This is a genomic window from Pseudoalteromonas sp. H105 (assembly GCF_001469215.1).
GTDB lineage: Bacteria > Pseudomonadota > Gammaproteobacteria > Enterobacterales > Alteromonadaceae > Pseudoalteromonas.
The window spans coordinates 83,642-98,323 of sequence record NZ_LOFH01000004.1 but is presented as its reverse complement, the minus strand read 5'-3'; the positions used below and the strand labels follow the sequence as shown (position 1 = coordinate 98,323).

The following is a 14,682-nucleotide window of genomic DNA, read 5'->3' as shown; positions in this document are numbered from 1 at the left end:
TTACTTATCTATGTGCTTTTCAGTGCTAAAACGTACTTCACCAAGGTGATTAATCGCGCTTACACTGAGAGTTTCGCCATTGATAGAGACACTTAAAAAACCAGGTGTTGCTTCTGCGTAGCGGGTAAATTCACGTTGTTTTACAAACCGTGCTTCACTGCCACCACCAGAGACAAAGTGAGCCACCTTGCTATTTTTTGGTTGATTGTATTGCAAGTCGTGCTCGTGTCCTGCGATATAAGCATGCACGTTATGACGCTCCAGAATAGGTTCTAAAATGTCGCGAAGCCCTTGGTTGCGGCCAAAGCGTTTACCACTTGAATAAAGTGGGTGATGGCCTACCACAATTTTCCATTTTGCTTTACTGCCAGCAAGTTGGGTTTCAAGCCAAGTAAGCTGGGTTTTATAGCCTTGTCCTTGCGTTGAACGGTATTTATCACGGTCTTTGTATTCAGGTTGAATCGGGTTGGTATCTAAAAAAACCATTAACACTAGCTCATTGTTTTCAAACGCAAATGTTTTACTGTAGTACCTTGCAGGTAACTGCCAGCGCTGGCTTTTTTCTGTGTAGTCAATTTGTGCTTGGGCATTACCCAAGTAATCGTGATTACCTAACACAACATACCAATCTTCAAATGTGTGCGGGCCATGGTAAATATCTTCATAGGCTGATTGCCACAATGGATCGTTCACGCTTGCCACACCATTTGGGTAAAAGTTATCACCGGTCGAGACAATAAAATCGGCATCGGTTTGGTACATGGCGATTTCTAACTGATGAGCCACTTCTTTTTGATAAAAGTGGCCGTTGTGTCCCCAATCACCAATTACCATAAAGTTAAGGCTGTCGGGCAGCGTAGTTAACTTGGCTATTTTTTGTTGCTGATAAAGCGCATCTTTATAAATAATGGGCTCGTCTGCACTGAGCGCTGATGAGCACAGTATCGCGGCCATTATGAAAGACAATTTAAACATGTTCTAACTCCAAAAAAGCACGTAATAACAAGTCATTACGTGCCTAATATGATGATGCCTGCTATTAAAATGCGTAACGCAACATTAGTTGAATCACTGGGCCTGCTTCTTCAGATTCAAGCTCGTATTCATCAAAGTCACGATTGTTTTGATCATTAAGCGAGTCAAACTTGTTGAAGACTTCATCTTTACTGGCATCAAGTAAGTTTGAACCAACTAGGCGAAGGGTGACGTCATCCCAGCGCTTTTCCACGAAAAGCTCTAAATCAGCACCGTAAGAGGTTGTCACTTCTTCACCGACAAAGCGTCCGTAAGCATCACCTTGATTACGATACGTTGCCCCAAATGATGCACGAAGGGTTGGTAAATCGTGGATAAAGCCAATGTTATAAACATAATCTGATTGGTCGTTAAATTTACGCTTACCAAAGCTGTCTTCAACTTCACTGTCGAGCCAAGAGTAATTTAAGAAGATACCTGTGTTAGGCATGCTCAAGGCGCTTAGTGGCGTTGATAAATCAAACTCAATGCCTTGAACTGTACCATTGCCGGTATTTTGTGGTTGCAGTACAAATGTACCTTCACCTTCAGAGCCTTCAACACCGGTACTGGCAATTTCAATAAGGTCGCTAACGTCACGGTAAAATACGTTCACACCGACAACGCCACTTTTACCTAAACGGTATTCGTAACCTAAATCGATGCCCCAAGAAGATTCTGGTTTAAGGTTTGGGTTACCTAAAAAGTCATTATCAGCGAGCTCTTCTTCAAGTAGGGCGGGTGTCATGTAGTCAAAGTCAGGGCGACGTAAGCTACGTGCAACAGAGGCACTTACTCGACCGTTATCACTGACGCTATAACGAAAGTGAGCTGACGGTAAGAAAAAGTCATAATCATTTTCGGCAGTTACGCCTTCATTAGTATCGGTAATACTTGAGTCAGTTGACTCCCAACGCACACCCATCTCCCACGAGAACACATCCGCTTCGTGCTTGATTAGCGCAAATAAATCAAAACGGTCTTCTTCAAGCGTATTAACACCGCCGTCTACGGCTTCAAATTCATTATTAAATTGCGCTAATAACATGGGCGTCTGGCTAAATTGATCCCATCCAGACAGTGTTTGCTCACTTTCATCTTCGGCTACAAAAATTGCTGTGTCACGCTCTTTACCTTGAACAAAAGCACCAAACTGAACTTCTTTCGAATCACCTAGCAGTAAGCTGTGCTGCCATTGTAAAGACCATTCTTTATCGTCAATATCAACGGTTTCTTCTGCCTCTTCAAACACCATTGGCAGTTCTGAGGTATCAAGTTCAACTTCTTGCTCATACACTGATTCTTCAAAGCTGGCATAGCCTACTTTAAATTTGCTGGTGCCGCCCAGTAGGGGTAATTCATAGCCAGAATTAATGTTGTAGTTGGTTTGATCAATAAACGAGACGTTTGCGTTATCTGAGATTAAATTGCCGCCTTCAACGACAGAGCCTGAGGTTGCAGTGGGGTCGTCGTATTCAAAAGAGCGTTCGTCTTCGGTACGGTCGGTATCAACCCACATAGCACTAATATCAAACTTGCCACCGTTATCAAATACCTTTTCAAAGCTGGCATTTAAAGAGGTGTCATCGCCATCACGGATATCAGATTGATCTTCACGGTTATCAAAATCGTCTGTTGCGTAATTAGGGTTATTTTCAGGGCTATCGCCATAACGTCTGCTTGATTTTTGTTTTGGGTTATAACGACCTTGTAAATTAGCGCCTAATAGTAAACGGCCACCTGCAAACGCAGTACCGTAAACGCCCGCAAAGCTTTCTTTTAGTTCGCCGTCATCATAACGTAAACCACCAGCGCGAATGTAACCGCCGTCTAAGCTGTAACCATCGCGAAGTACAATGTTAAGGGTTCCCGCAATTGCATCGGCAGAGCGGTTGGCACTTGATGAACGAATTATTTCTACACGTTCGATCAACTCTGCTGGAATACGGTCTACAAAAAATGAGCGATCGGCACCGGCACCCGGAACTTCTTCGCCATTAATGAGTACTTTTGTGTAAGCAGGGCTCAAGCCACGCATACGTGCGCCGTCAGACTCAAGTACGTCAGATAAAAAAGTAACACTAGGAACACGCTTTAGGGCATCACCCGCGGTGAGTGGTTCAAAGCGTTGAAAGTATTCTTGTGAATATTCAAGCGTCGGTGCTAGTTCTTGTGAGCGATTGCGATAACCAATCTCACCATATACCACTAGCTCTTCAGAGACTTTGACTTCAAGCTCTGATGGTGGTGTTTGTTCCTCTGCATTCACGCTAACACTAAATTGGCTCAGTGCTAATGCCGCTACAACAGCATTTAACTTAAATTGTTTCATTGATTTGCTCCGGTTGTCCTTGGTTTGGTGAGCAAACTAAAAAAAGTTAATGACGCTAATGTGACAGTTTTACAGTTAATACCTGACAAAACGCCAACTTAGTGCTTTTTAAACAGAGATTTGAGCCGTTTAAACATGGCTCCAGAGCACTAAAAATGGTTATTACTAGGTTAAATACCTAAAAGTTTTAATCTCAATGTCATATCAATGAGCCAATATGACCCTGACGAATACAGTATGACTGCGCTAGCATGCAGACCAACATAGACTAAAGAAGCCACCGTAATGCGATATAACCTATTTACCAGCCATGCAAAATTAACCAACATCATCATTTTATTATTGGTTGTTGCTGTAGCAATATGCGCGTATTTTGGCGAACTTAAGCAATGGCAAGACATTGCGTGGCTCGATATTGTCGGTGAGGGCGGTATTGTGTTGATGACTCTCAGTTGGATTATCGCATTACTTATTTCGCGTCCACCAGGTAAAGTCACCACCTTATTGGTGCTCGGTTTAGGGTTGTTTATGTTCTCAGCCATGCTCGATTTACTCGATGAGTGGTTAAAACAACCCTCACAATTATGGCTTACGTGGTTTGAATCACTGCCAGCGCCATTTGGTATGTCGCTTACCAGCGTTGGGCTTTATTATTGGCATCAAGAACAGTTTGTTTTAAATCGCCAATTGCGTCGCCGTGAAGCGCACTTAAGAGAGCATGAAAAAGTCTGCCCTGTAACAGGGTTATACCGAATTAATTACTTACACTCGCTAATACAGCAACGCCAAAGTGAACAACAAGCCGCCACCTTAGGCATTATTGATATTCGTGACTTTGCAAAATTTAATGCGCAGTTTGGTTTCAGTGAAGGCGATAGGTTACTGCGAGAAGTCAGTGATTTATTAGTAATGAATTGCCGATTAAACGATGTGCTATGTCGCTATGCCGGTGATTGTTTTATTGTGCTTATGCCGAATACCAGCCAAAACCAAGCAAAAGAGTTATTAGCGCAAATGAAGGCGGCGCTTAATCACTGTGCGTTTAAAGTTGCAAAAAGCAAAGGCGCACAGTTTCAGCATATTTTAACCGCCACCATGGCAATGGATTTAGCGCAAGATCCAGTGCAGCAAACCAGCCAATTACATCAACAATTACAACAACAAAAGGCGCTTGTAGGTGCAGCAGTATATTAGCCTAGACGATAAATACCTCAACGCCGAGGGGATTATCACAGCGCTGGTGGAACTTGCTCAAGGGCGAGGGATCCCGTTGCATAAGTTGCTGCGTGGTACGGGTATTTTTGAGCAAGATTTATATAATTTATCACAGCGTTTTAGTTTGTCGCAGCTATTGGCATTAATTAGCCAGTTTAAAACTTTAATGAAGAGTAACGACAGTGGTTTTTTATTGGGTCATCAATTGGTTAATGACGTTAGCCCAGCAATGCAAAGTGTGCGTTTAAGCCCGACCTTTGGCGCATCATTAAATCAATTACAAAAAATACGCGTGATGCTTGCCCCTTTATTTTTCTCTCGCAGGCATATTTTTCAAGATGACTTTTACCTGTACTTGCAACCAAGTATCGGTATGGACGAATCGTTAAAGAATTATTGCCTTGAAATATACAGCGCTGCGTTTATGAGTCTACTAAAAAAAGTGAGTAATCACTATCCGCAGAGCTATTTTGACTTTACCTGTAAACGCCCGCGGCATATTCAAGAATATGAGCAGCATTTAGGTTTACGGGTACGGTTTGAACAACCTTATACACGTTGGCACTTTGATAAACAACTACTTAAGGGCCCAAACCCAGAGTCGAGCCCAGTGCGATGGCAGCAGTGCATAGCGCAAAGTCAGTTACCTAAAGCGGTACATCTGTCTTTTGTTGAGGCTGTTTGTCAGCGCATCTATTGTGATAAAAATAATTGTCTTGTTAACAGTGCTGAGTATTTTGCTATGAGCCCCGCAACCTTCAAACGTAAATTAAAACAACACGGTGTCAGCTTTTCGCAATTACAAGATGAGCAAAATAAACTTAAAGCACTGCATTTACTCAGTGTACGCCAGCAAGGCAATGAGCATGTGGCTGCGCGCTTAGCATTTTATGATATTCCTAATTTTCGCCGCGCTTTTAAGCGTTGGACCGGCATTACACCGAATCAGTTAAAAATCTAATCAATGGGGGGGAAAAGTTAAAAATTTAACATCATTTCAAGTAAAGCTACGTTAGACTCCAAATAAAGACATACTTTGTAGAGTGTTTTATGATCGAGTACCCCGTTGACCAACTTCCCCAACTAATTGATGAGCTATTACAGTGCGACACCACAGCACGCAAAAATAAATTATTGGCGGATGCTAAAGAAAAGCTGTCAACCGAACATTTGTCCTTGTTGTTTGAAGCTTTACCAAAAGAGCAGCGTTTAGAAGTTTGGCAACTGCTAGATGAAGACGCACAGCACGAGATATTTATTAACTTAGGTGCTGACAGCTGCCGTTGGTTATTAAACACCCTTGATGAAAGTGAGGGACTTAAGCTATTAGATGAAGTGAGTGTTGAAGAACTACTTGAGCTTGAAGAAATAATCTCAGAGCGCTTTGTAGACTATGCCCGTAAACAGCTTGATGAAGTACAAACTAAACAATACGACTTAGCCCAGCAATATAATCCTGAACAATTAGGCCACTGGCTGAATTTTGATTCGCTCAAAGTATCTGAAAAGCTGACCGTCGGTGGCGCACGTAAAATACTGCAAAAAGGATTACCACAGTTTACAGAGGTCATTTATTTAGTGAGTCGAAAAGGCACGCTCATTGGTGAAGTCTCAGTAAATGCTTTATTGAAAGCGCAAGACTCAGATAGTTTACTCGAATTCGCAAATTTAGATGTAACCTTGCTCCATGCCAATGATGACTTATATGAAGCGGCAGAAGTGGTGATCCACAGTGAAAAAATGGCGATGCCAGTGGTTAATACTGACAATAAATTACTGGGTCGTTTAACGGTGTCATCAGCGTATGAGTTACGCCAAGAAGTGACCGATGAAGCGGCCGCTAAAGCGGGTGGTTTGCGTGAGGATGAAGACTTGTTCTCAAGTGTTGCAAAGTCAGCAAAAAACCGTGGCATTTGGTTAGGTATTAACTTGGCCACAGCCTTTTTAGCCTCGTGGTTTATTGGCTTGTTTGGTGCCACTATTGAGCAGGTTGTAGCACTTGCGGTATTAATGCCGGTGGTTGCCTCAATGGGCGGCATTGCGGGTAGTCAAACGCTTACCGTTATAGTGCGAGGTTTGGCGCTGGGGCAGGTGACCGATTCAAACCGCAAAGCATTACTGAAAAAAGAATTACGAGTAGGGGCAGTTAATGGTTGTGTATGGGCCATAGTGATAGGTGTACTGACTAACCTTTGGTTTAATGACGTTATGCTGAGTATAACAATCACAGTCGCAATACTTTTAAACTTAATTGCTGCATCGCTGTCCGGGGTGATAATCCCCTCTATTCTCGATAAAATGAAAATAGATCCTGCGTTATCGGGCTCTGTTATTTTAACCACAGTCACTGATATTGTGGGGTTTGTTACCTTCTTGGGCTTAGGCAGTTTATTGTTGCTTTAATGTATCAAAGCAGAAAAGTGAAGGGCATGTAAAAATTAACATGATAGTAAATGACTGGATAAAGCAGTCATTTACATTGAAATCGTGTTTTTTTGCTATTGTGCTTATTTTTACACGGAAGCTTTGTTAACACACAATTAATTTATGCTATTGTAGATGCAACAATAAATAAGCACAGAATGTGATGACTAAAGTATACCTTTCTTTACCATTATTTTATTTTTTAATATGTAAATTAGCATTTGCTTCTGAGCACTTTAGCGATCACGAACAATACTGCTTATCCTTATCTACCGATAATTGTATAGAACACATTGAAACCGCGTTAGAAAATGAGCCGCAATATACTAAATCATGGTATAAGCTTAAAACGCTTCAAATTGATTACCTATATGACACCTTAAACTTTGATGAAATTATCGTTCAAGTTGAGCCATTAGTTGATTTAGAATCAACTCCTACGGTATTCAAAACACAGTTATATTTTTATTACGCCAAAGCAATTTCACGCACAGACAAAGAACAAGCCATAATTTATGCTAACAAGGCCATGGCGAAGCTCGAAAATATGTATAGTGCGTTTGAAAACCCCTTTAGATTACTCGAACTGGCAAATTTACATTATGTTTTTGGTGATAAGGAACGCTCGTATAACTTGCTTTTGAATATTGGGAGCCGGTTTGCAAAAAGCAGAGACCCTATTTTTCATTTTGAGCTTAATGCCAATAAAGCCAATGTGTTTCATAGCTGGGGGAATTTAGAAAAAGCACTCAAGTTTCGCTTACTGGCACTCGAGGCAATTATTAATACCGATCATAAAAGTAAAATAACGTTGGCAATCGGTAATGTTGCCCGTACCCACCAATTACTAGCGAATTATGATTCAGCAATAAAATACTATGGTGACTCGTTTGCATACATGCAATACCCTAAAAACACGGGCACTCATGCGGTTTATACATTAAGAACTGCAGAGGCATATTGGCAAAGCAAAAACCGTGATAAAGCGGCAGCTATGTTGAGTGAGGTAGATCAAACGCAACTAAAAGAAGGGCATTTGAATCTCTACATGAAACTAAAAAAAGACTTAAACTAACCAAAAAGCCCACTGCACTTTTTTTAAATAATAAAAAACACCTCATTACACTTTATTCTTATCGTGTAAGAGGTGTTTTTCTCAGCGTATTTAAAATTTAGGGTGTTTGCGTTTTATTATATGACAAAAACCGTATTAAGCACTGGTAATGACTTTATTTCTACCGTCTGTTTTTGCTCTGTAAAGTGCGGTGTCTGCAGCGCAGATTAATGCTTCACTGGTGCGGTATTGATTATTAAATTCGCACGCAATACCTTGGCTCACACTAATTTTTACACCAGGTGGTAGGCCAATATCATTAAATGTCATTGCATTTATTTGTTGCTGAATACTTTTAGCAACCACGTTAGCACTTTCTCGGTTGCAACGCGGTAATATAATGGCAAACTCTTCGCCGCCGTATCGCGCTGCTAAACAATCTCGAGAAGGTGCACAGTTTGATATAACCTTAGCTATTTTCTGTAGGCATTTATCGCCTTTAATATGGCCATAGGTATCATTAAACTTTTTAAAGTGGTCTACATCAACCAGTATACAGCTCAACGCTTGTTTACTTTGAATGCTGTCAGCCCAGTATTTTTTTAATGACTCATCGAGCGTTAATCTATTCGCTAAGCCTGTTAAATGATCGGTGGAAGCTTGTATTTTTAATTTGTTATACATTGCTTTATGTGAGCTAAGATCGTGCAGTACACACACATATAATTTTTGTGCACTAGCTATACTATTTGGCATGCTTGACAGTGATAAGTCTGCTTCAATAATACTGCCATCGGCTTTATTTATTTTTACTTCGTTAGGGCCAAAGTTAAGTCGCGTGTCTTTTATGTCTAACCAGTTTAATAATGTATACATATATTTGTCGCGATCAGTATTATATAAAAAATCTAATATACTTTTACCAATCAACCCTTGTTGTGAGTCCCCCAATAATTGAGCTGCAACCGGGTTAACAAACTCAAAACTACCGTGCTGGTCGATCACAAAAATGCCTTCGGCAGTGCCATTAAATAATTCGATTAAGGCGCCAAATTGCAGATGAGAAAGTGAAGAACAAAGGCTACTGCCAACTTGATTTTTTTGTGCATGTGTAGACAACAGTTGGCTGTTATTATTAGTTTGGTTAGACACGTTAATTCCTTTACGCTTTGCTATACGTTTTTGGTGTCTACTAATTTATGAAAAAAACAGCAAATATACCTTCTGGTAACCTTCTGGTTTTAAGTTGTTGATTTTAATGTTTTTATAAATAGTTCACAGGTTCTTAAAAAAGCTGTGAACTGTATAAACTTAGTGAGTACTAGCGCCTTAATTAAACCTCCTCTTCATTTTCCACTTGAGGATCACGGCTTTTATAGCTCTTTCCGTTGCACTCTACAATGAAAATCATACACACTACACCAGTATTTTTATCTGTATCAGCAATATGTATTGACTGGCCGTTCTCAATCAAAGAGAAACTAAAATCTTGAGCGCAGTCACCTTTAACATTTGTAAACCTTGCCTCTGTAAATGCAAAACCTTGCTCAATTGTTGCATCATCTAACGTGTAAATACCTAGGCTGTTTCTTTCGTTAACTGTTCCACCGCCAGATACTTTTTGACCATTTTTATAATAAGTAAATACGGCTTCATTATTACTATCTAATTTAATGCTTACCGTAAAGTTATAGATTTTATTCTCGCTCATGTTACTTCCTTTTTAATGTGGTTTATAATGTGAAATCACTAATTCCTAAATCAATAAGTTTGTCTTTTAGTGTGTCTAGTTTACTTGCTTTATTTAAACAGCTGTATGCCTGAATGAGAGGGTAAATTTTATTTATACTTTTACTGTTATGATTTCTTTCATTGCTCGTGTTTATAATTTTATTGCATGCTGCCAGTTTCTCAAGTTTATTGCTAGCAAGTTTTGCTTTTATTATATTTATTTTTACAAAGTTTAAATAGTTTTCAGCTTTGCTGATGTCATTAATTTTCTCTTTAAAATCGGAGCTATTTTCAAGCTTGGCTAAAAGCTCTTTCGCTTCTTCAAAATATTTACGATTAATAAAGTAGTGAACTAGGCTAAGTTGGATGTTGATAATACTTGTGTTTGAAAACCCCTGCTGATTGACATAACCTATAATTTCTTCGAGTCTGTTACTCGTTTTGTTGTTTTCTAATAGCATCAACTGATATGCAAGAGACCGATAGTATTTTCGTATGAAGTTTTTATTTTCTGGATCTTGAGTTATTGCTTGCTCTATTGCATCCGTTGCTTTCACTGCTTTTAAATAGGCGCTATTTTTTTGAGGGAAGTAACTTAAAAGATAGCTTTGTTGCATGTAAGTATTAGTTAATAAGTTTAGTAAGCTAGCATCCTCAGGCTTTATAGCTAATAAGGTATTTAGCTGAGCTATTGCTTGGTCAAGCATATTAAATGCTGCGTTAAAATCACCTAAATTTTCTTCTGCTTTAGCAAGCCAGCTGATGGTGTCGGCTTTATCGCGCAATAAGTTTTTATTGTTTGGCTTTAGTTTAAGGGCTTTGTTTTTAAGGGCGAGCGACTCTGTAAAGCTTTGTTTTGCTGCGTTATAGTTAAATTGCTTTAAATACAATGACCCCAGCGAATTATGTGAATACGACAGCTCCATAATGGAGTTAAAGTCATTCGGTGCTAACGAGTACATGGTTTCACTATAAGCGTGGTATTTTTTAAATAATGGCTCAGTGGCGGCGTAGTCACTGTTATCATAATTAAGTTGACCCAACCAAAAGGCATTAGCCCCTGCAAGCGTGAGTAGCTCTATGTTGTTTGGTTGGGTTTTTAATAAGGCCTCAAGACGAGTGCGGGCGTTTTCAAAGGCGGTAAAGGCTTCGTCTGTTTTACCGCGGGAATAGGCTACTTCTCCCATGGCCTCAAGGGTTTGTGCATATTGAAAGCGGTTGTTAAAGTCAGCTTGGTTATCGGTGAAATTAAATAACGAGTCGTTATGCTGTTGGTTAGTAAAATATTCCAGCGCTTTATTACTTATACCATCGAGTAAGTCCATGCGTTTTACGCTACGTAGTTTGTCAGCAAATTCACCCACCATAAAGCCGAGCAAACTTTCTGCTTCTAGTCGTTTTTGCTGGGCTACTTGCTCAGCATGGTAGCTGCGCACACTCATCGTAATGGCAATGACACTGATAACAAAAAACACCGCAGTGGTTAATTGTAGTAAGCGTTTATTACGTTTTGCTTTTTTGTTTGAGGCTTTAAGTAGAGCAGCTTCAGAGTTTGATATTTTAAACAGTGGGCTATTAGCAATACTTTGCGCTTCTTGCAGTGGTTTACCTTGAGCTAATAAAAAGTCAGGGTGTTTTTGCTCGTTTAGCCAACGCTCAGCAGCGTGTTGCAATCGGCTTTTTATGGCAAGGCTTTCTTGGTGTTCACTTATCCAATCAATAGCGCGCTGCCAATGGCGCAGTAATGCTTCGTGGGCTAGGCTAAAGCAGGCTTGCTCATTTTTAAGGTGTGATACAAATAAGCGGCTATCGACCATCGCTTGTACTAATTGGGTTTGCGCTGGGTTACTTAGCTCATCCCAACGTGCAGCACGGCTGGTGAGGGTTTCACCATCGGCATTTAAGGTAATTAACCTTGATAGTATTAACCCTAGCTCAGCTTGTTGTGGTTTGGGTAATTGCGTAAATACTTGTTCGGCTTTTTGACCTATTGCGCCTTCAATACCGCCTAAGGCTTGATAGTGTGAAACCAATAATTCATCATTTTCACTGCGTTGTAAATAGAGTTGCTGCAAGGTGTATTGCAACATTGGCAGGGCGTCTGGGTTATTAATGGTGTCGTTACAGAGTATTTCATCCAGCGGTGTTTGGTGCTCAGGATCAAGCTGCCATTTAAGGCCAGCAGCTAAAGCAGGAAGGCGTATCATCTGTTTTAGCTCAGCGCGTGTGGGCGCGAGTAAATCAAAATGAGCCCCATTTGCTTTGCCTGCCATTAAGCTTGATTGGCTGACAATGTGTGGATAGAAGTCATTTCGACAGGCACTAAATATAATCATGCAATCGCTGCTAGCAAACAACTCTATAAGAGTGAGAAATTGGCTGCGCTCTTGCTCGCTAAATAACGCCGATGACAGCAATACTTCAAGGCGGTCAATAAACAAAAATAAGTAAGGTTTTAAGTGGTTTGTTTTTTGTTTTAATGCGTGTTTACATTGCTCAATAACTTGCTCTGGTGACGTTATTAATAATTCGCACAACGCATCTGCACTAATATCATTGAGCACAGGGGCATCGTTAACGTCTAAATCTAGTAAAGTCGAAGCTAAATCGAGCAGAAGTCGGCCTTTATTAATATCGGCAAAGTCGAGCTGGCAATAAGATTCAACTCGAAAACCATCGTAGCCCACTTCGCTTAGCAATGCAGGCAAGACACCGGCGTTGACTAATGAAGACTTGCCAGAGCCACTTGAGCCAAGCAATAAACAAAACGAACGGCCATAACTTATTTGCGCAGACGTACGCTGTAGTAATGTGGCGATTTGTTTGGTGCGACCAAAAAATACAGTGGCTTGCTCAGGCGAAAAAGCACTTAAACCAACAAATGGTGAGTCGCCTTGCCAAGGGGTGTTACTTGCTTTTTGTTCGTCATCAAGCACAAAGCGAATAGGAGCAATAACGCGATAACCTCGTTTACGAATGGTTTCAATAAACTGAGGACTGCTTGCTTTATCATCAAAGGCTTTTCGTAATTGGGTGATAATTTTATGCAGCGGGTTATCGCCAACGTCTACGTTTTGCCAACAGTGGCTAATAATTTCATCGCTAGTAAGTAGCTCACCTTGTTTTTCACATAGCAATAATAGAACGTCCATCGCTTTGGGCTCTAGTTGCTTGACCTTTTCACCTAAACGAAGGGTATTTGTAGCTGGGGTAACTTGCCAGTCACCAACAAAAAAAATAGGGGAACTCATGTATCACTCATTATTATTAGAAACACTATTAGCGTTGATAACTCTATCATGCACTGTGTATTTTGGTTAATACAATACTATGAGATTAACAGCAAGTGAGCGGCTGTTATTACAACTAAAAAAATAGTGAAAAGTCATGTTTTATAATCTTTAAGTAAAGTTTGCTTGACTATTTGCTTGTTCTGTCTATTATTAAGTCAAGTTAACTTTACTTCTAAGGCGGAAAAAATGAAAAAGTCAGCACTTACATTTGAACAGCGCAATAAAAAAAATAACCTTAACCTTGCTAAATGGACGTCGGCGTGGGTAATTACACTCGCGATTGCTTCATTTGGCCCACATATTTTATGGCAAGAAGATGCGCTTTTTAGCGTGGTAGCGATTGCTATTAATGTGGTTGTAGGAATAATGATGATCATGGCAAATAAGCGCCAAATTAAAGGAATGGACGAGCTGCAACAGCGGTTACACTTAAATGCAATGGCGATTACGTTAGGCGCAAGCTTAGTTTTTGGTTTGGCTTATTCTGTGGTGCAATCGAGTGGGTTGCTGCAATTTAAGGAAGATATTTCACATTTAGTATTGTTTATGGGGCTGACTTATTTGATCAGTGTACTAGTGATGAATAAGCAATTAAATGATGGAGATGAAGAATGAAAAACCGCTTGAAAGTCTTGCGAGCAGAGCATAACTACACTCAAGCGAAACTCGCCGAATTATTAGATGTGTCGCGCCAAACAATTAATGCGATAGAGAAAGGTAAGTTTGATCCTAGCTTGCCTTTAGCATTCAAAGCCGCTCGTTTATTTAATTTAACAATTGAGGACATCTTTCAAGATGAAGAATAAACTACACTTAGTTGATCCTAATCAGCATAATTAAGGTATTGTTGTGATTGTGTATATTTATCGAATAGTACGGAGCAATTAGATGAAGAAGTTAAGTAGCGTGGTGTGTCTGTTAGCCATTTTATTAGTGGTGTTGCCTGGGCCTTTGTATAAATGGCAGTTAATTGAGTTAGGGACTGCATTTACCGGGATCCGCTATGGTGTGTTTGCTGCAATGGCAGGGGCTGTGCTACTTGTGATTCAAGCAGGCTTTTTTCGTAAGCAAACAAATTGGGCTGTGTTTGGTGTAAGCTGTGTGTTTGCGGCAGTGGCAATTGTTATGCCTCTAAGCATTATGAATAAAGCGAAAAGTGTGCCGCCAATACATGATATTTCTACTGATGTAATAACACCGCCGGAATTTATTGCTATTGCACCGTTACGCGCTGATGCGCCAAACCCTGTTGAATATGCAGGTGCAGAAACAGCAGCACAACAGTTAAAAGCCTACCCTGAGCTTGCCACACTTAATTATAAAGAAAACACCAAGCATGTGATTCGTGTTTCTATCGATACTGTAAAAAGTTTAGGCTGGGAACTTGTTAATGCTGACGTTGATCAAGGTATTATTGAAGCTACTGATACAACAACGTGGTTTGGCTTTAAAGATGATGTAGTGATAAGAGTCGTTGCACATGGTGACTCAAGTGCGTTAGATATTCGCAGTAAGTCACGCGTAGGCAAAAGCGATTTGGGTAAAAACGCCGAGCGTATTAATCAATTTATTACACTATTGAACAAAGAGCTTACTGCTAAGTAGATATACTCATTTGC

General features: G+C 40.2%; 12 protein-coding genes. 7 read left to right on the top strand and 5 right to left on the bottom strand.

What is annotated here, in order from left to right; genetic code table 11:
* Both ATS75_RS08405 and ATS75_RS08400 read right to left on the bottom strand, forming a co-directional pair.
* Positions 1 to 975 carry a metallophosphoesterase gene (locus ATS75_RS08405; RefSeq protein WP_058560011.1) on the bottom strand — a complete coding sequence of 325 codons (975 nt, stop codon included), beginning with the start codon at positions 973 to 975 and terminating at the stop codon, positions 1 to 3.
* A 64-nt stretch (positions 976 to 1,039) separates the two neighbouring features.
* Entirely contained in the window at positions 1,040 to 3,346 is a 2,307-nt protein-coding gene (locus ATS75_RS08400) for a TonB-dependent receptor plug domain-containing protein (RefSeq protein ID WP_058560010.1), read from the bottom strand.
* A gap of 285 nt (positions 3,347 to 3,631) precedes the next feature.
* On the opposite strand from ATS75_RS08400, the gene ATS75_RS08395 reads away from it, so the two are divergent.
* The 4 genes from ATS75_RS08395 to ATS75_RS08380 all read left to right on the top strand — a co-directional run bounded on the left by ATS75_RS08395 (position 3,632) and on the right by ATS75_RS08380 (position 8,060).
* On the top strand, positions 3,632 to 4,540 hold the full coding sequence (locus ATS75_RS08395; RefSeq protein ID WP_058560009.1) for a GGDEF domain-containing protein: 909 nt from the start codon (positions 3,632 to 3,634) through the stop codon (positions 4,538 to 4,540).
* Positions 4,524 to 5,522, top strand: a complete 999-nt coding sequence (locus ATS75_RS08390; RefSeq protein WP_058560008.1) for an AraC family transcriptional regulator — start codon at positions 4,524 to 4,526, stop codon at positions 5,520 to 5,522. Before ATS75_RS08395 ends, ATS75_RS08390 begins: the two co-directional genes overlap by 17 nt.
* An 89-nt stretch (positions 5,523 to 5,611) precedes the next feature.
* On the top strand, positions 5,612 to 6,964 hold the full coding sequence (locus ATS75_RS08385) for a magnesium transporter (protein WP_058560007.1): 1,353 nt from the start codon (positions 5,612 to 5,614) through the stop codon (positions 6,962 to 6,964).
* Between the two features lie 184 nt (positions 6,965 to 7,148).
* Positions 7,149 to 8,060: a hypothetical protein gene (locus tag ATS75_RS08380; RefSeq protein ID WP_058560006.1), complete on the top strand. Its 912-nt coding sequence runs from the start codon at positions 7,149 to 7,151 to the stop codon at positions 8,058 to 8,060.
* 135 nt (positions 8,061 to 8,195) lie between these two features.
* Here ATS75_RS08380 and ATS75_RS08375 read toward each other — a convergent pair whose 3' ends face one another.
* From ATS75_RS08375 to ATS75_RS08365, 3 genes are all read right to left on the bottom strand, one after another.
* Positions 8,196 to 9,191 carry a sensor domain-containing diguanylate cyclase gene (locus tag ATS75_RS08375; RefSeq protein WP_082665441.1) on the bottom strand — a complete coding sequence of 332 codons (996 nt, stop codon included), beginning with the start codon at positions 9,189 to 9,191 and terminating at the stop codon, positions 8,196 to 8,198.
* A 181-nt stretch (positions 9,192 to 9,372) separates the two neighbouring features.
* Positions 9,373 to 9,750 carry a DP-EP family protein gene (locus ATS75_RS08370; protein WP_058560005.1) on the bottom strand — a complete coding sequence of 126 codons (378 nt, stop codon included), beginning with the start codon at positions 9,748 to 9,750 and terminating at the stop codon, positions 9,373 to 9,375.
* A gap of 22 nt (positions 9,751 to 9,772) precedes the next feature.
* Positions 9,773 to 13,021, bottom strand: coding sequence for a winged helix-turn-helix domain-containing protein (locus tag ATS75_RS08365; RefSeq protein WP_058560004.1), 3,249 nt, complete (start codon positions 13,019 to 13,021; stop codon positions 9,773 to 9,775).
* A 228-nt stretch (positions 13,022 to 13,249) separates the two neighbouring features.
* On the opposite strand from ATS75_RS08365, the gene ATS75_RS08360 reads away from it, so the two are divergent.
* From ATS75_RS08360 to ATS75_RS08350, 3 genes are all read left to right on the top strand, one after another.
* Positions 13,250 to 13,678: a hypothetical protein gene (locus ATS75_RS08360; protein WP_058560003.1), complete on the top strand. Its 429-nt coding sequence runs from the start codon at positions 13,250 to 13,252 to the stop codon at positions 13,676 to 13,678.
* Complete coding sequence (locus ATS75_RS08355; protein WP_058560002.1) at positions 13,675 to 13,869, top strand: helix-turn-helix transcriptional regulator; 195 nt, start codon at positions 13,675 to 13,677, stop codon at positions 13,867 to 13,869. The genes ATS75_RS08360 and ATS75_RS08355 overlap by 4 nt, the downstream gene beginning before the upstream one ends.
* Before the next feature lie 82 nt (positions 13,870 to 13,951).
* A complete protein-coding gene (locus ATS75_RS08350) occupies positions 13,952 to 14,668 on the top strand; it encodes a DUF1499 domain-containing protein (protein WP_058560001.1) in 717 nt (238 codons plus the stop codon).
* Positions 14,669 to 14,682 lie beyond the last annotated feature (14 nt).